Genomic DNA, 15,553 nt, shown 5'->3' on the forward strand with positions numbered 1-15,553 from the left:
GGCAATACCCGTGAGTGCTGACATCGACAAGACGGCGGGGCCCCAGGGCACGCCCCCCGCCGGACCGCTGGCCGTCAAGGCCGTTCCGGTCCGCCACTACGGCCGGTACGTCACCGCCGTCATCGCGATCGCCGTCCTCGTCGCGATCATCTACGCGTTCAGCCAGGGCAAGATCAACTGGCACGCGATCCCGGACTACTTCTTCGACCACCGGATCACCACCGGCGTCGGCAAGACCCTCCTGCTGACGGTCCTGTCGATGCTGATCGGCATCGTCGGCGGCATCGTCCTGGCGGTGATGCGCCTGTCGAAGAACCCGGTGACCTCGTCCATCGCCTGGTTCTACATCTGGTTCTTCCGCGGCACCCCGGTCCTGGTCCAGCTGTTCCTCTGGTTCAACCTGGGCCTGGTCTTCGAGTACATCAACCTGATGCCGTTCTACAAGGACTACTGGTCGAACTTCATGACGCCGCTGCTGACGGCGCTGCTCGGCCTCGGTCTGAACGAGGCGGCGTACATGGCCGAGATCTGCCGCGCCGGCCTGCTCGCCGTGGACGAGGGCCAGACCGAGGCCGCCCACGCGCTGGGCATGAGCCACGGCAAGACCCTGCGCCGGATCATCATTCCGCAGGCCATGCGGGTGATCGTGCCGCCGACCGGCAACGAGGTCATCAACATGCTGAAGACCACCTCGCTCGTGGCGGCGGTCCAGTATCCGGAGCTGTTCCGCTACGCCCAGGACATCGGCCAGGTCTCCGGCGCCCCGGTGGAGATGTACTTCCTCGCCGCCGCCTGGTACCTGATCCTCACCTCGGTGCTGAGCGTGGGCCAGTACTACCTCGAGCGGTACTACGCGCGCGGCTCCAGCCGCAGCCTGCCGCCGACCCCGTGGCAGAAGGTGAAGGCGAACATGTTCTCCATCGGCAGGCCGAAGGGAGCCGTGAGCGCATGACCGACAAGCTCACGAAGGAGGACGCCGCCCCGCGCGACGCCTCCGTCGCGATGGTCAGGGCGGAGGACGTGCACAAGTCCTTCGGCCAGGTCGAGGTCCTCAAGGGCATCGACCTCGAGGTCAGGCCCGGCGAGGTGTTCTGCCTCATCGGCCCCTCCGGCTCCGGCAAGTCGACCTTCCTGAGGTGCATCAACCACCTGGAGAAGATCAACGCGGGCCGGCTGTGGGTCGACGGGGAACTCGTCGGCTACCGCCAGAACGGTGACAAGCTCCACGAGCTGCGCGACCGCGAGGTCGCCATGAAGCGCCGGGACATCGGCATGGTCTTCCAGCGCTTCAACCTGTTCCCGCACATGACGGCCGTGGAGAACGTCATGGAGGCTCCGGTCCAGGTCAAGGGCGTGAACAAGGGCGAGGCGCGGGACCGGGCGATGCAGTTGCTGGAGCGCGTTGGCCTGGCCGACCGCGCGGGTCACTACCCCTCGCAGCTCTCCGGCGGCCAGCAGCAGCGCGTGGCGATAGCCCGGGCCCTGGCCATGGACCCCAAGCTGATGCTGTTCGACGAGCCGACCTCGGCGCTCGACCCGGAACTGGTCGGTGACGTCCTCGACGTCATGCGCGACCTCGCCGAGTCCGGCATGACGATGGTCGTCGTCACCCACGAGATGGGCTTCGCCCGCGAGGTGGGCGACAACCTCGTCTTCATGGACGACGGCGTGGTGGTCGAGTCCGGCCACCCGCGCGAGGTGCTGACCAACCCTCGGCACGAGCGCACCCAGTCGTTCCTGTCCAAGGTGCTGTAGGCGGCGGAGCCGCCGTGGGCGCCGCGGCCGGGCGACGACAGGCGGACGGTCGCGTCCCGTGCGGCGCGTACGGGAAGGGGCGGTACGGAGCTTCCGTACCGCCCTTCGCCGTCCGCCTACTTCAGCGCCAGCAGCAGCGTGTCCGACGGCGAGGACCAGACCGGCCGGACCTCCGCGAAGCCCTTCTCGCGCAGCACGCGCACGTGCCATGCCGCGGAGGGCGTGTCGCCGTCGGCGTGCTCGCCGTAGATCTCGAACCGGCGGGCCGTCGGCTCCGCCAGGACCGGGTCCTGTGCGGCCAGCCGCCACCACTCGGCCCAGTCCGGGACGCCGCCGGCCCTGGCTTGTTCCATGCGCGCGTGCCGCTGCGCGCGCTCGGCGGCGTTGATCCGCGGGGTGGTCTCGTCGATCATGTGGTCCGCGTTCATGAAGACACCGCCGTCGCGGACGAGTTCCGCGACCGATCCGTAGAGGGCGGCGAGGGGTTCGCTGTGCAGCCAGTGCAGGGCCGTGGCGGTCAGGACGGCGTCGTAGGAGTCGTACGGCAGTTTCGCCGTCCAGTCGGGGTCCTTCAGGTCGGCGGTGACGAAGGAGACCCGCTCGTCGCCCTCGAAGGTGCCCCGCGCGATGGTGAGCAGCGCCGGGTCGAGGTCGACGCCGGTGCTGGTGGCCCCGGGGAAGCGGGCGAGCAGGCGGGCGGTGACGCTGCCGGTGCCGCAGGCGAGGTCCAGGACCCGCGGCGCGGGGCCCACGAGGGCCTCCACCATGTCGAGCATGATGCGGAAGCGGTCCTCGCGGTCGGGCATGTACCACTCCTGCTGCCGGTCCCAGCTCTCCTGCCACGCCCGCCAGTTGGTCCCCACAGCGGTGATGTCCGTGTGCGTGTCCGTCATCGTTGCCCTCCCCGACCCCTGCCGCGTAATACCCTGGAAGCACGACCGTCTGTTACAGGTCGCGCTCGTGACCATAGAGCACCCGCGTAAGGACTACAAGTGGAACTGGCCTATTACTCGGACTACGCCGTGCGTCTCGTCAACAGCGAGGAACCGGCCCGGGGCAAGGACACCCTGACGTCGGTGGAGGCGGTCCGGGAACTGTTCGGCGCCAACGCCTCGGCCGGCCGCCGCGCCGCCGAGGCCGACGTCACCCGATTCCGTTCGGTGCGAGCCCGGCTGCGCGCGGTCTTCGAGGCGGCCGACCAGGGCGACGAGACCCTGGCGGTCGCGCTGCTGAACTCGCTGCTGCTGGAGTTCCCGGTGAGCCCGCAGATCTCCGGGCACGACCACCGGGACGAGGACGGCCGCCCGCTGTGGCACATGCACCTGGCGGACCACCCGTCCAACGCCACGGCCGGCTACGCGGCCATAGCGGCGATGGGCCTGGCCTTCCACCTGACGGAGTACGGCGTCGACCGCCTCGGACTGTGCGAGGCCGCACCGTGCCGCAACGCCTACCTGGACACCTCGACCAACCGTTCGCGCCGCTACTGCTCCGACCGCTGCGCCACCCGCGCCAACGTGGCCGCCTACCGCGCCCGCAAGCGCCTGGAGGCCGACCGGGCGGTCAGGACGGGCCTGGCGGCCGACAGCACCCAGCGCACCAGCGCCAGCGGCGAGCGCTGAGCGGGCCGGCGCGGCCGGTAGCGGAACCATGCCTTCCCGAGGACCAGCTCCTCCGGCACGGTGCCGTAGTCGGTGCTGTCACCCCCGGCGTAGGTGTTGTCCGCGAGCACCCACCAGCCGCCCTCGCGCCGCTCGGCCGCACGCTTGACGACCAGCAGGTCCTGCTGGAAGGGGTGCCGCAGGACGACCACGTCACCCGGTCGGATCCGGGCTCCGTACTGCACCACGAGCCGGTCCCCGTGATACAGCGTGGGCACCATGGACGGCCCGGTCACCTCGGCCAGCCCGAAAGGCAGCACGGCAGCCCTGCGCTCGGTCTCCTGCGACAGCTCCGGCATCCCCGGCACCTCCCCGGTCCGTTCCTCCACCAGTCTCAGTCTGACCCTGGACTTTTGTCCTAAGCCCATGGGGGCACTCGCGAAAACACGCCTGGCAGGGAGTAATGTCCCACCTGAGAAGACGATCACGAGGAAGGAACGCTCCATGCTTTCCCGCCTGTTTGCCCCCAAGGTCAAGGTCAGCGCGCACTGCGACCTGCCCTGCGGCGTGTACGACCCGGCCCAGGCCCGCATCGAGGCGGAGTCGGTGAAGGCCGTCCAGGAGAAGATGGCCGGCAACGACGACCCGCACTTCCAGGCGCGTGCCACCGTCATCAAGGAGCAGCGCGCCGAGCTGGCCAAGCACCACGTCTCCGTGCTGTGGAGCGACTACTTCAAGCCCCCGCACTTCGAGAAGTACCCGGAGCTGCACCAGCTGGTCAACGACACGCTGAAGGCCATCTCCGCCGCCAAGGCCTCCACCGACCCGGCCACGGGTCAGAAGGCGCTGGACTACATCGCCCAGATCGACAAGATCTTCTGGGAGACCAAGAAGGCCTGAACCAGAGGCCTTGTCCGATGACTCGCGGTCGGTGCATCACCGCGGGTCGCCGAGGACCGTGAGGGGTCCGGCCGGTTTCCGGTCGGACCCCTTCGCGCTGTCCGGGACACGCCGGCCGGACGCCCCGGCCAGGAACGTGCGGGCGCCCCGCCCGGGAGCGTTCCGGACGGCTGCCCCGACGCCGGCGTCGGCGTCCGCGGACCCGACCGCGGCCCGCGGTCGTCGATCCACCGGCCCCGGCGCCGCGCCGCACACCCGGGTGCCAGGTCCTCGAGCCGCCGCCCGGCCCGCCCGTCCGGGTGCCGGGGCAACGCCCCGGCGAGGAGCGCCCGGCGGGGAAGGCGCCGCCTCGGCCGTCCCGGACCTGGCGCGCGCGGACACCGCCACCGCCCGCTCCCGGCAGGAGTGCCCGGGCGCGGCCGACGACATCGGCCACCCCTGCCGGACCGTGCTGCGCAACCCGTCCGGCGGTCCGTGCCGCCCGACCCGGGCACGGCCCGGGGACGGACGGGCCGTCCGCGGCCCGACGCGGCCGACACGGCGGCCGCTCCACCGGTGGCCGCCTCCCGGAGCGGTCACTTCCTGCGGTACGTCCGCACCAGCACCCCGTTGGCGAAGGAGCGCGTCTCCTCCAGGTCGAACTCCGAGACGGCGAAGCCGGAGCCGAACATCGGCATGCCGGAGCCGAGGACGATCGGGTAGGTCTTGACGACGAGCTCGTCGATCTCCTGGATCAGCTCACCGGCCAGCCGCGAGCCGCCGCAGAGGTAGATGTCGAACCGGCTGTCCTCCGCCTTCAGTTCGCGGACGCGTTCGACCAGGTCGGTGGAGATGATCCGCACGTTCGGGTCCGGGGACTCGGTCAGGGTGCGGGAGGCGACGTATTCGCGCAGATGGGCGTAGGGGCTGGTGATGCCCTCCTTGAGGGCCAGGTCGTAGCTGGCCCGTCCCTGTACGACCGTGTCGAACCGCTTGTTCGCCAGGTCGTCGACGCCGAGAGCCCGACGGCCGTGGGTGGCCAGGGTCTCCGGGAACTCCGCCGTCAGGAAGGCGAGGAACTCCTCGTCGACGAAGGGGAAGAACATCCGCGCATCGCCGCTCGGGTCTCCGATGAAGCCGTCGACGGAGCAGGCGATGAAGTAGGTGAGCTTTCGCAAACCGGTCTCTTTCCGTAGGCTGTGCGAACCACTTCGCTTGTAGTGCTTCAGTTGTAGTACTTCAACTGTAGTGGTTGCAAGGGTTTTTCGCGGGCCCGAACAAGTGAGAGAGGGGATTCCACATGGCCGGCAATCCGCAACGGCGGACGGCCCTGGTCGACGCCGGGGTCGAGGTGCTCGCACGCGAGGGCGCGCGCGGGCTGACGTTCCGCGCGGTCGACGCCGAGGCCGGGGTGCCGGTGGGCACCGCCTCGAACTACTTCACCTCACGCGACGACCTGCTGCGCCAGATCGACGCCCGGCTGCACAGCCGTCTCGCGCCCGACCCGGAGGTGATCGCCGAACTCCTGGACCGCCCCAAGGACCGCGCCCTGGTCGCGGCGTTCATGCACGACCTGCTGGCCCGGGCGACCCGTGACCACACCGGCTACCTGGCCCTGCTGGAAATGCGCCTGGAGGCCACACGACGCCCCGAACTGCACGCCTCCTACACCAAGTCGGTGCGCGGCGACCTGGAGGAGGCCATCGAGTTCCACCGGGCGGCGGGGCTGCCCGGCGGCGACGAGACCGTGACGGTGCTCTATCTCGCCGTGCTCGGCCTGCTGGTGGAGCACCTGACCCTGCCGGGCGTCCTGGACGGCGTCCTGCCCGGCGTGAGCGTGCCCGAGGCACTGGTGGACCGCATCGTCACGGTGATCGTGCCGGAGGGTCGGGTCCCCCCGTCCGGATGACCCGGGCCCGCGTGTCCCGGCGCCGCTCCCCGGTCCGGGCCGGCCGGGAGGAGGTACTTCAGGATGCCGACGGCCGCCGGGTGCGCGGCTCCCGCCACATCGGCCACATCCGCGGGCCGTCCGGCAGGTCGAGGGCGCGGCCGGTGAAGGCGAACCCCAGGCGCTCGTAGAGCTTGGCGCTGCGGGCGCTGCTGGCCTCCAGATAGGCGGGCAGACCCTCGCGGTCGCAGCGGCCGAGAACGTGCCGGACGAGCGCGCCACCCAGACCCTCGCCCTGCCGGTCGGGTGCGACGCCGATCATCCACAGGTACTCGTGGGCGCGGTCCCTGGGATGCGACTCGACGACCAGCCGGGTGATCTCCTCCACCCTCGGGTTCGCCGGGTCTACGGCCTCCCGCAGCCGGACCGCCTCGTCGGTCGCACCAGAAGCGCCGGACCCCTCGGCGCCGTCCGCCGTCCCGGGGCCGTCGGCCGGCACCGACAGCCACAGCGCGCACGCGGCGCCGTCCTCGGTGAGGTCGATGCGCCCCTCGGCGAGCACCACGTCGGTGAAGGCGGCCATCAGCCGGTGGTGGGTCGTACGGCGGTACTCCTCACCGGGAAACACCCAACCGCTCACCGGATCGTCCTGGAAGGCCGCGTCCAGCAGCCGGACGATCAGTTCACGGTCGTCTGCCCCAGCCGGCCGGATCCCCACACCCATCTTCCGCCCCTCCACCTCAAAAAGCCTCAGGCGTACGGGTGTTGAGCGTACTCGGCGCACAGGGGGGGCGGGTCGGGGAGCGGGCCCCGCACACCGTGGGGCAGTGCGGGGCCCGCCGGGCCGGAGCCCTGGGCGGCCGTACGGGGTCAGGAGCCGTACGGTCCCGGGGACTCCGGGGTCTGCGTGCCCCACGCCGACGGCGGACTGCTCCGTCCGGAAACGATCAGGACCGCTACGACCCGAGCCGGAGGTGTCCCGGCGTGGCGGTGCGGGCGAGGCGGCCCGGCCGGAGCCGTCCGGGCGGAACGGGCCGGACAGTCGCCGGACCGGACAGTCGCCGGACCGGGCAGTCCACGGGCGGCCCGGCCCCGCGCCGGGGGTTCCGGTGGAGCCGTCCCGTCGTCGGGGGCGGCGTCAGTTGGTCCGTCTGGTCACGAACTCCGCCAGGGCCAGCAGACCGCCCGCGGCAGCGGGGTCCGGCACGGCGCGCGACAGCTCGTGGACGGCCTGGGCCATCCGGTCGGCCGCCTGGGACTGCGCCCAGTCCCGGCCGCCCGCACGCTCCACGACCAGCGCGGCACGCTCCTCCTCTCCTTCCTGGTGGGGCCGGGCGTACAGCTCGGCGAGTTCGGCGGCGGCCGGTGTGCCGGAGGTCAGCGCGGCGACCACGGGGAGGGACTTCTTGCGGGCGGCGAGGTCCGCCCCGGCCGGCTTGCCGGTGCGGCCGGGATCACCCCATATGCCGATCACGTCGTCGATGAGCTGGAACGCGAGCCCGGCCTGCCGGCCGAATCCGTCCAGCGCCGCCACTTCCTCCTCGGCCGCCCCGGCGTACAGCGCGCCGACGGCGCAGGCGCAGCCCAGCAACGCCCCCGTCTTGGCCTCGGCCATGGCGAGCACCTCGGGGAGGGTGACCTCCTGCGGAGGACGCCGTTCCAACGCCGTGTCCGCGTGCTGGCCCGCGCACAGCTCGACGACGCAGGCGGCGAGCCGGGCGACGGCGGTCGGCGCCGCCGGATGCGGGTCCTCGGCGAGCAGCCCCAGGGCCAGTGCCTGCAGGGCGTCCCCGGCGAGGATGGCGTCGGCGTCGCCGAACACCGTCCACACAGTGGGCCGGTGCCGGCGGGTGGTGTCCCGGTCCATCACGTCGTCGTGCAGCAGCGTGAAGTTGTGGACCAGTTCCACCGCGGCGGCCGCCCGCGCGGCCGCCGCCCGCGCCCCGGGGCCGCCGAGCGCGTCGGCCGCGGCCAGCACCAGCGCCGGACGGATCGCTTTGCCCGCAGGTCCCGCGGCGGGTCTGCCGTCCGCGTGCTCCCAGCCGAAGTGGTAGCTCGCGATCCGGCGCATGGACGCCGGCAGCGAGGCGACCGCCGAGCGCAGTTCCGGGTCCACCGACGCCCGGGCCCGGTCGAGGATCACTGCCGCGTCGGGTCCGTCGAGGACGCCCGGCGTCCCGTCGCCGGGACCGCCGGCGGCGGGCCGGGGGAACGGCTCGGCCGGTGCCGGACCTCCCGGCCGCGCCGTCGCCGCGGTGCGCCTTGGCCCGGGCAGGCGTGGTGTCGTCCCCGTCATGAACTCGGCCATCCGCTCCCCCTCGGCACATCCGCGGACACGGGCGTCTGCGCTGCCGGTCCGGTACGCCCGACGGGCCCCGTCCGGGCCGGTGGGCGGGGACACCGGGCACCGGCGAGCGGTCTCAGCGCCAACGGCCGACCTCGATGTTCTCCAGGACGCCCAGCGCGTCCGGCACCAGCACCGCCGCCGAGAAGTAGGACGTCACCAGGTACTTGATGACGGCCTGCTCGTTGATGCCCATGAACCGCACGGACAGGCTCGGCTCGATCTCGTCCGGGATGCCCTTCGCGCGCAGTCCGATGACGCCCTGCTCCTCCTCGCCGAGACGCATGGCGATGATCGAGCTGGTCCGGGCCTCGGTGACCGGGATCTTGTTGCACGGGAAGATCGGCACCCCGCGCCAGGTCGGGATGCGGTTGCCGCCCATGTCGATGGTCTCGGGAACCAGCCCCCGCTTGTTCAGCTCGCGGCCGAACGCCGCGATCGCCCGCGGATGGGCGAGGAAGAGCTTGGTGCCGCGGCGCCTGCTCAGCAGCTCGTCCATGTCGTCGGGGCCCGGCACGCCGTCGTGCGGCTGGATCCGCTGGTCGTACTCGCAGTTGTGCAGCAGCCCGAACTCGCGGTTGTTGACCAGCTCGTGCTCCTGGCGCTCCTTCAACGCCTCGACGGTCAGCCGGAGCTGCTGCTCCGTCTGGTTCATCGGCTGGTTGTAGAGGTCGGCCACCCGCGAGTGGATGCGCAGGACGGTCTGGGCGATGCTCAGTTCGTACTCGCGGGGCCGGGCCTCGTAGTCGACGAAGGTGTGCGGGATGTCCGGCTCACCGCTGTGGCCCGCGGAGAGGTCGACCGCCTTCTCGCCGTACTTGTTGGTGCGCTGCCCCGGGATCGAGCGCAGCCGCCGGAGGTGGTCACGCAGCGAGTCCGCGCGCTCGGCGACCTGTTCGAAGTCGTGCCGGGACAGCACCAGGACGGTGCACGCGGTCGCCGCGCGCGCCGAGTACTCCCAGATGGCGTCGGGGTCGAGCAGCGCCTGCTCGCCGAAGTAGGCGCCGTCGGCGAGGAAACCGAGGACCTGGTCGTCGCCGTACGGACCGGTGCCGACCTTGTCGACCCTGCCGTGCGCGAGCAGGTAGACCTCCTCCGACTGGTTGCCGAACGAGGCGATCACCTGGCCGGCGCCGACCTCGCGCTGCCGGCAGCGCTGGGCGAGCTCGGAGAGCACGTCGTCGTCCTCGTACCCCCGCAGTGCCGGCAGTTCGCCGAGCTCGGCGGGGATCACCTCGACACGGTCGCCCGTCTTGACGAAGGTGATCCTGCCGTCGCCGACGGCGTAGGTGAGCCGCCGGTTCACCCGGTAGGTGCCGCCCTGCACGTCGACCCATGGCAACATGCGCAGCAGCCAGCGCGAGCTGATCTCCTGCATCTGGGGTACGGACTTGGTGGTGGTGGCCAGGTTCCGCGCGGCCGCCGTGCCGAGGCTCTGCTGCGGCCGGTCCTGCTCCGAACGGACCTCTTCGCCTACCGACATAGAGAATTGCCCTCCCGCTCATGCCCGGCCCGCGATCGGAGCCGGGCATCGATTTGCATGCGCCAGCCTTCCATCACGCACCGTGCTCGTGCTATTACCCGAAAGAGCGGGAATGGATCACCGTCGGCCCGGGCAGAGATGGGTGCCCGTCCAGGCCGGCGGGGGCCGACCGGGCGCCTGCCCGCTCGCCCGCGGGCCGGCGGGGGTCGGTCCTGAGAGACGGTCTCCGCCCCGCTTCCGGCCCTCCCTCCCGGGCTTCGCCCCCGGTCCACGCGCCGCCTCCCCGGCCCGGCGCCGTTTCCCGCGGCCCACGCACCCCGCCCGCCGTCCCCTGCGCTCCACCACCGCCCGGCGGAGACAATGGCCGGCGGAGACAATGGCCGGGTGACCAGCTCCGCCGCTCCCGATCCCGCCGCGCTCTCCCCCCGCCTGCCCTCCCCCCTGCAGGAACTGACCGACGACCGGTTCGCCCGGCGCGGCCTGCGGCTGCTCCTCAAGCGCGACGACCTGATCCACCCTGAACTGATCGGCAACAAGTGGCGCAAGCTCGCCCCGAACCTGCGGGCCGCGGCCGGCCGGACGATCGTCACCTTCGGCGGCGCCTACTCCAACCACCTGCGGGCCACCGCCGCCGCGGGCCGCGTCCTAGGCCTGCCCACGGTCGGCGTGGTCCGCGGCCAGGAGCTCGCCGACCGCCCCCTCAACCCCTCGCTGGCCCGGTGCGTGGCCGACGGGATGCGGTTGCACTTCGTCGACCGCGCGACGTACCGGCGCAAGACCGAGCGGGAGACGCTCGCCGCCGTGCTGCGCGCGGTCGGGGCGCGGGACGCCCACGTCGTACCGGAGGGCGGCAGCAACACCGCGGCCGTGCGCGGCTGCCGTGCGCTCGGCGAGGAACTCGGTGATCACGCCGATGTCGTCGCGGTGGCCTGCGGTACCGGCGGCACCCTCGCCGGGCTCGCCGCCGGGCTGCCCCCCGGCCGGCGCGCCCTGGGCGTACCGGTCCTCAAGGGCGGCTTCCTGGGCGCCGACGTGCAGGCCCTCCAGGAGCGGGCCTTCGGTTCCCGCCGGGGCACGTGGTCGCTCGACGACCGCTTCCACTTCGGCGGCTACGCCCGCACCACTGCGGAACTCGACGCCTTCGCCGAGGACTTCTCCACCCGCCACGGCGTCCCCGTCGAGCGCCTTTACGTCGCCAAACTGCTGTACGCCCTGGTCGCCCTGGCGGACGAGGACGCCTTCGCGCGCGGGACGACGATCGCCGCGGTCGTCACCGGCCGCCCCTTCCCGGAACGGCCCTGAGCCACGCGCCGTCCGGGCGACCCCTCACGCGGCCTCCCGGTGGACGGCCGCCTCCTCCAGGTCCAGCCTGCGCAGCAGGGTGCGCAGCATCTCGTCGTCGATGTAGCGGCCGTCGCGCAGCCGTACGAAGACGGCACGCTCGACGCCGATCATGTCCCGTGTCAGGCGCCGGTAGGTGTCGTCGACCGATTCGCCGGTGACGGGGTTCGTCTGGCCCAGGCGTTCCCACACGGCGTTGCGGCGGCGCTCCAGGACCGAGCGCAGCCGTTCGGCCAGCGGCGGGGGCAGGGTGTTGCGCTCGTCGGCGAGCAGTTCCGCCAGGCGCCGCTCGGCGGCCAGGGAGGCCTGCGCCTGGGCGTTCGCCTCGGCCAGTGTGGCGGCCTGTGCGTCGTGGCCGGGGAACTTCAGCAGGCGGATCAGCGGGGGCAGGGTCAGACCCTGCACGACCAGTGTGCCGATGACCGTCGTGAAGGTCAGGAAGAGGAGCATGTTGCGCTGCGGGAAGGGCCCGCCGCCGTGCACCGTGACCGGGATGGAGAAGGCGATGGCCAGTGACACCACTCCCCGCATCCCGGCCCAGCCGGTGACCATCGCCCCTCGCCAGGTGGGGTTCGCCTCCCGTTCCCGCACCCGCCGGGACAGCAGCCGGGGCAGGAACGTCGCCGGGTACACCCATACGAACCGGGCCGCGACGACCACCAGGAAGACGGCGGTCGCGTACCAGGCGGCGTCGATGCCCGCGTACGCCTCGAGCCCCCGCACGACGACCGGCAGTTGCAGCCCGATGAGGGCGAACACCGCCGACTCCAGGACGAACGCCACCATCTTCCACACCGCCTCCTCCTGGAGCCGGGTGGCGAAGTCGACCTCCCACGCGCGGTGTCCGAGGTAGAGGGCGACCGTCACGACGGCGAGCACGCCGGAGGCGTGCACCTGCTCGGCGACGCCGTAGGCGACGAACGGGATCAGCAGGGAGAGGGTGTTCTGCAGCAGCGCCTCCGTCAGGCGGGTGCGCAGCCAGTGGAGCGGCGCCATCAGCACCAGCCCCACGCCGACGCCGCCGACCGCCGCGACCAGGAACTCCTCCACTCCGCCGGCCCAGGTCGCGCTCGCGCCGACCGCCGCGGCCAGCGCCACCTTGTAGGCGGTGATCGCGGTGGCGTCGTTGAGCAGGGACTCGCCCTGGAGGATCGTGGTGATCCGCGAGGGCAGTCCGACCCGGCGGGCCACCGCGGTGGCCGCCACCGCGTCCGGCGGCGCCACCACGGCGCCCAGCACCAGCGCCGCCGTCAGCGGCAGCCCCGGCACGATCAGATAGGCGGCCCAGCCGACCGCGAAGGTCGCGAAGAGCACGTAGCCGACCGAGAGCAGCGCCACGGGCCGAAGCTGGGCGCGCAGGTCCAGGTAGGAGCTGTCGATGGCCGACGTGTACAGCAACGGGGGCAGCAGCAGCGGCAGGACCACCTCGGGGTCGAGGGTGTAGTCGGGGACCCCGGGGACGTAGGAGACGGCCAGTCCGGCGGCGACCAGCAGCAGCGGCGCCGGCACCGGGGTGCGCCGGGCCGCCCCGGCCACCGCGGCGCTGCCCGCCACCAGCAGGAGCAGCGGCATCACATCCATCGTTCTCGTCCCACCCTCTTGTTCCGCGCGGTCACCCGCGCGCCCGTCGTAATCTGGCAATCATGAAACAGTGCACGCACACCGGCACGCTGCCGCACCCGGAGCCCGACCCCCGCAGCGAGACGTGCCTGGAGTGCCTGGCGGACGGCACGCACCCGGTGCAGTTGCGGCTGTGCCTGACCTGTGGCCACGTGGGGTGCTGCGACTCCTCGCCGCACCAGCACGCGACGAAGCACCACAAGGACACCGGGCACCCGGTGATGCGGACGTTCGAACCCGGCGAGGACTGGCGCTGGTGCTTCGTCGATCACGTGCTGGTGTGACCAGGATCGCGGACGGTTCGACCGTCTGACGTCTGGGTACGTCAACCCGGCGCGCGCTGTTCCCTTTTGAGGCCGCCGAACCCCTAGCCACGGAGCGTATCCGCGTGTTTACTATGAGTGACAGTGGGGTTGGGGTCCCGGGACAGTAATGTCGAGAGCGCGGTAGCGTCACCGCTGAACGACGCATCGCGTGACCCGGGGGGCGACCCTCGGCCCCGAGAAAGCTTGTACCACCTTGGAGGTGAGGGTGTCCCAGATCGCAGGCGAGCCCGCGGCGAACCAGGACTTCGTGGAGGTCCGGCTGCCGGCTGCGGGTGCCTACCTGTCGGTGCTGCGGACGGCCACGGCCGGCCTCGCGGCCCGTTTGGACTTCACCCTCGACGAGATCGAGGACCTGCGCATCGCGGTGGACGAGGCCTGCGCGATCCTGCTCCAGCAGGCCGTGCCCGGCTCTGTGCTCAGCTGTGTCTTCCGGCTGGTCGACGACTCGCTGGAGGTCACCGTCTCGGCCCCCACCACGGACGGTCACGCCCCCTCGCGGGACACGTTCGCCTGGACCGTCCTGTCCGCTCTCGCGGGCAAGGTCTCCTCCGCCGTGGACGAGGACAAGACCGTTTCGATCAGCCTCTACAAACAGCGCGGCGCGGGACCCGGGCCGGCGTGAGGAACGGGGACGGGCCGGTGCGTGACGAAGAGCGCGGCACACGGGAGCTGCCGCCCGAGGGCGGGCTTCCGCTCCGCACGGACGGGGCGTCCGGGGTGCCGGACGCGGACGCTCCGGGCGGCCCGACGGGGGCCTCGGAGCCGGTCGGCGGCATCGACGGGATTCCCGAGCAGGCCAGGCCGCACCCGGAAGACGACCCGGTGGGTCCCGTCCTGCCGGGCGAGCAGCCGGACGACGCCGTGCGGGGCACGCCTCCACCGGCGCGGAGCGGGGCCTCCGCCGGCCATGGGGGCCCCTCCCCCCGGTCCAGGCCGAGGGAGGGGGCGAGGGCTCGGGGAAGGGCGACGGGCGGGACGATGAGCGAGCACGAGCGGAACTCCGAGGACGACGCCCAGAGCGTCCCGGGCGTGCACGGCACGCGGCACGACTCCCGGGACCGCGGTGGCGCCCGCGCGATGTTCGTGGAGCTGCGCGCCCTGAAGGAGGGCAGTCCGCAGTACGCGGAGCTGCGCAACCAGCTGGTCCGCATGCACCTCCCGCTCGTCGAGCACCTCGCACGCCGCTTCCGCAACCGCGGGGAGCCGCTGGACGACCTGACCCAGGTCGCCACCATCGGGCTGATCAAGTCGGTCGACCGGTTCGACCCGGACCGCGGCGTGGAGTTCTCGACGTACGCGACCCCGACGGTCGTCGGTGAGATCAAGCGGCACTTCCGGGACAAGGGCTGGGCGGTGCGAGTGCCGCGCCGGCTCCAGGAGCTCCGGCTCTCGCTCACCACGGCGACGGCCGAGCTGTCCCAGCTGCACGGCCGCTCCCCCACGGTGCACGAGCTCGCCGAGAAGCTCGCCATCTCCGAGGAGGAGGTCCTGGAGGGCCTGGAGTCGGCCAACGCGTACTCCACGTTGTCCCTGGACGTCCCCGACACGGACGACGAGTCGCCGGCGGTCGCGGACACCCTCGGCGCGGAGGACGAGGCACTGGAGGGCGTGGAGTACCGGGAGTCGCTCAAGCCGCTGCTGGAGGACCTCCCGCCGCGCGAGAAGCGCATCCTGCTGCTGCGCTTCTTCGGCAACATGACCCAGTCGCAGATCGCGCAGGAGGTCGGCATCTCGCAGATGCACGTGTCCCGTCTGCTGGCCCGCACCCTGGCCCAGCTGCGGGAGAAGCTGCTGGTGGAGGAGTAGCCCGGCGGTCGCACGGCCGCCGGTGCGCGCGACGGGAACGCCGCCTAGCGCTGCCCGGGCTCCCCGGTGCGGCCCGGACCCCTGATGCCGAGCGCCTGGGTCGTCGCCGGGTTGACGAGCAGGACCAGTGCGGCCACCGCCACGGCCGCCAGCGCGATGCCGGCCGGGACGGCCACGCTGTCCGCCTTGAGCAGGCTGTAGGCGACGGGCAGCGCCATGATCTGTGTGATGACGGCCGGCCCCCGGCTCCAGCCGCGCCGCAGCAGCAGCCCCCGGGCGGCCAGCAGCGGCAGCAGCGCGAGCACGAGCACGGTGATCCCGCCCGTGACGGCCTGCTGCCGGTCGCTCCCGTCGCCCGTGACGCCGAGGACGAGCATCCAGACCCCGCCGGCGAGCAGCGCGAGCGCCTCCAGCGCGCACAGCGCCGCGGCGCCGGTCAGCCGCCGCGGGCGCGGTCCGGTGGTGGTCTCGACGACGGGGCTCTGCTCACTGCTCACCCCAGCAGGGTAG

17 protein-coding genes are annotated in these 15,553 nt (G+C 72.3%); 9 read left to right on the top strand and 8 right to left on the bottom strand.

Annotated features, from left to right (window positions below; translation table 11 throughout):
- Positions 1-10: 10 nt before the first annotated feature.
- Both ACF061_RS05710 and ACF061_RS05715 read left to right on the top strand, forming a co-directional pair.
- Positions 11-952: an amino acid ABC transporter permease gene (locus ACF061_RS05710; RefSeq protein WP_392265551.1), complete on the top strand. Its 942-nt coding sequence runs from the start codon at positions 11-13 to the stop codon at positions 950-952.
- On the top strand, positions 949-1,755 hold the full coding sequence (locus ACF061_RS05715) for an amino acid ABC transporter ATP-binding protein (protein WP_392265552.1): 807 nt from the start codon (positions 949-951) through the stop codon (positions 1,753-1,755). The genes ACF061_RS05710 and ACF061_RS05715 overlap by 4 nt, the downstream gene beginning before the upstream one ends.
- Before the next feature lie 116 nt (positions 1,756-1,871).
- Here ACF061_RS05715 and ACF061_RS05720 read toward each other — a convergent pair whose 3' ends face one another.
- Positions 1,872-2,648 carry a class I SAM-dependent methyltransferase gene (locus tag ACF061_RS05720; RefSeq protein ID WP_392265553.1) on the bottom strand — a complete coding sequence of 259 codons (777 nt, stop codon included), beginning with the start codon at positions 2,646-2,648 and terminating at the stop codon, positions 1,872-1,874.
- Between the two features lie 99 nt (positions 2,649-2,747).
- Here ACF061_RS05720 and ACF061_RS05725 point away from each other — a divergent pair, with 99 nt between their 5' ends.
- A complete protein-coding gene (locus ACF061_RS05725; protein ID WP_392265554.1) occupies positions 2,748-3,377 on the top strand; it encodes a CGNR zinc finger domain-containing protein in 630 nt (209 codons plus the stop codon).
- Here the strand turns inward: ACF061_RS05725 and sodX are convergent.
- On the bottom strand, positions 3,281-3,715 hold the full coding sequence (gene sodX / locus ACF061_RS05730) for a nickel-type superoxide dismutase maturation protease (RefSeq protein WP_392266149.1): 435 nt from the start codon (positions 3,713-3,715) through the stop codon (positions 3,281-3,283). The two genes, ACF061_RS05725 and sodX, sit on opposite strands and share 97 nt — an antisense overlap.
- A 145-nt stretch (positions 3,716-3,860) precedes the next feature.
- On the opposite strand from sodX, the gene sodN reads away from it, so the two are divergent.
- Entirely contained in the window at positions 3,861-4,256 is a 396-nt protein-coding gene (gene sodN / locus ACF061_RS05735; RefSeq protein WP_392265555.1) for a superoxide dismutase, Ni, read from the top strand.
- Between the two features lie 575 nt (positions 4,257-4,831).
- Here sodN and ACF061_RS05740 read toward each other — a convergent pair.
- Positions 4,832-5,413: a dihydrofolate reductase family protein gene (locus tag ACF061_RS05740; RefSeq protein WP_392265556.1), complete on the bottom strand. Its 582-nt coding sequence runs from the start codon at positions 5,411-5,413 to the stop codon at positions 4,832-4,834.
- A gap of 122 nt (positions 5,414-5,535) precedes the next feature.
- On the opposite strand from ACF061_RS05740, the gene ACF061_RS05745 reads away from it, so the two are divergent.
- On the top strand, positions 5,536-6,144 hold the full coding sequence (locus ACF061_RS05745) for a TetR/AcrR family transcriptional regulator (protein ID WP_392265557.1): 609 nt from the start codon (positions 5,536-5,538) through the stop codon (positions 6,142-6,144).
- A gap of 58 nt (positions 6,145-6,202) precedes the next feature.
- On the opposite strand, the gene ACF061_RS05750 is transcribed toward ACF061_RS05745, so the two are convergent.
- The 3 genes from ACF061_RS05750 to ACF061_RS05760 all read right to left on the bottom strand — a co-directional run bounded on the left by ACF061_RS05750 (position 6,203) and on the right by ACF061_RS05760 (position 9,950).
- Positions 6,203-6,847, bottom strand: a complete 645-nt coding sequence (locus ACF061_RS05750; RefSeq protein WP_392265558.1) for a GNAT family N-acetyltransferase — start codon at positions 6,845-6,847, stop codon at positions 6,203-6,205.
- Between the two features lie 414 nt (positions 6,848-7,261).
- Positions 7,262-8,431: a family 2 encapsulin nanocompartment cargo protein polyprenyl transferase gene (locus tag ACF061_RS05755; RefSeq protein WP_392265559.1), complete on the bottom strand. Its 1,170-nt coding sequence runs from the start codon at positions 8,429-8,431 to the stop codon at positions 7,262-7,264.
- Positions 8,432-8,543: 112 nt separating this feature from the next.
- Complete coding sequence (locus ACF061_RS05760) at positions 8,544-9,950, bottom strand: family 2B encapsulin nanocompartment shell protein (RefSeq protein ID WP_392265560.1); 1,407 nt, start codon at positions 9,948-9,950, stop codon at positions 8,544-8,546.
- Positions 9,951-10,310: 360 nt separating this feature from the next.
- On the opposite strand from ACF061_RS05760, the gene ACF061_RS05765 reads away from it, so the two are divergent.
- Positions 10,311-11,252: a 1-aminocyclopropane-1-carboxylate deaminase/D-cysteine desulfhydrase gene (locus tag ACF061_RS05765; RefSeq protein ID WP_392265561.1), complete on the top strand. Its 942-nt coding sequence runs from the start codon at positions 10,311-10,313 to the stop codon at positions 11,250-11,252.
- Positions 11,253-11,276: 24 nt separating this feature from the next.
- Here ACF061_RS05765 and ACF061_RS05770 read toward each other — a convergent pair whose 3' ends face one another.
- Entirely contained in the window at positions 11,277-12,872 is a 1,596-nt protein-coding gene (locus tag ACF061_RS05770; RefSeq protein ID WP_392265562.1) for a Na+/H+ antiporter, read from the bottom strand.
- 62 nt (positions 12,873-12,934) lie between these two features.
- Between ACF061_RS05770 and ACF061_RS05775 the strand changes: the two genes are divergently transcribed.
- From ACF061_RS05775 to ACF061_RS05785, 3 genes are all read left to right on the top strand, one after another.
- Positions 12,935-13,195, top strand: a complete 261-nt coding sequence (locus ACF061_RS05775) for a UBP-type zinc finger domain-containing protein (RefSeq protein ID WP_392265563.1) — start codon at positions 12,935-12,937, stop codon at positions 13,193-13,195.
- A gap of 247 nt (positions 13,196-13,442) precedes the next feature.
- Positions 13,443-13,859 carry an anti-sigma regulatory factor gene (locus tag ACF061_RS05780; protein ID WP_009190566.1) on the top strand — a complete coding sequence of 139 codons (417 nt, stop codon included), beginning with the start codon at positions 13,443-13,445 and terminating at the stop codon, positions 13,857-13,859.
- A gap of 17 nt (positions 13,860-13,876) precedes the next feature.
- A complete protein-coding gene (locus ACF061_RS05785; RefSeq protein WP_392265564.1) occupies positions 13,877-15,043 on the top strand; it encodes a SigB/SigF/SigG family RNA polymerase sigma factor in 1,167 nt (388 codons plus the stop codon).
- A gap of 44 nt (positions 15,044-15,087) precedes the next feature.
- Here ACF061_RS05785 and ACF061_RS05790 read toward each other — a convergent pair whose 3' ends face one another.
- Positions 15,088-15,540 (bottom strand): hypothetical protein, encoded by a 453-nt coding sequence (locus ACF061_RS05790; protein ID WP_392265565.1) that lies wholly within the window; start codon positions 15,538-15,540, stop codon positions 15,088-15,090.
- Positions 15,541-15,553: the final 13 nt, after the last annotated feature.

It is taken from the genome of Streptomyces sp. NPDC015220 (assembly GCF_043079345.1).
Classification (GTDB): Bacteria; Actinomycetota; Actinomycetes; order Streptomycetales; family Streptomycetaceae; genus Streptomyces.

Coding starts and splice junctions, on each gene's coding strand:
- ACF061_RS05755 (WP_392265559.1), bottom strand. CDS start 8,431: ATGGCCGAGTTCATGACGGGGACGACACCACGCCTGCCCGGGCCAAGG.
- sodX (WP_392266149.1), bottom strand. CDS start 3,715: ATGCCGGAGCTGTCGCAGGAGACCGAGCGCAGGGCTGCCGTGCTGCCT.
- ACF061_RS05765 (WP_392265561.1), top strand. CDS start 10,311: ATGGCCGGCGGAGACAATGGCCGGGTGACCAGCTCCGCCGCTCCCGAT.
- ACF061_RS05770 (WP_392265562.1), bottom strand. CDS start 12,872: ATGGATGTGATGCCGCTGCTCCTGCTGGTGGCGGGCAGCGCCGCGGTG.
- sodN (WP_392265555.1), top strand. CDS start 3,861: ATGCTTTCCCGCCTGTTTGCCCCCAAGGTCAAGGTCAGCGCGCACTGC.
- ACF061_RS05745 (WP_392265557.1), top strand. CDS start 5,536: ATGGCCGGCAATCCGCAACGGCGGACGGCCCTGGTCGACGCCGGGGTC.
- ACF061_RS05775 (WP_392265563.1), top strand. CDS start 12,935: ATGAAACAGTGCACGCACACCGGCACGCTGCCGCACCCGGAGCCCGAC.
- ACF061_RS05720 (WP_392265553.1), bottom strand. CDS start 2,648: ATGACGGACACGCACACGGACATCACCGCTGTGGGGACCAACTGGCGG.
- ACF061_RS05750 (WP_392265558.1), bottom strand. CDS start 6,847: ATGGGTGTGGGGATCCGGCCGGCTGGGGCAGACGACCGTGAACTGATC.
- ACF061_RS05760 (WP_392265560.1), bottom strand. CDS start 9,950: ATGTCGGTAGGCGAAGAGGTCCGTTCGGAGCAGGACCGGCCGCAGCAG.
- ACF061_RS05715 (WP_392265552.1), top strand. CDS start 949: ATGACCGACAAGCTCACGAAGGAGGACGCCGCCCCGCGCGACGCCTCC.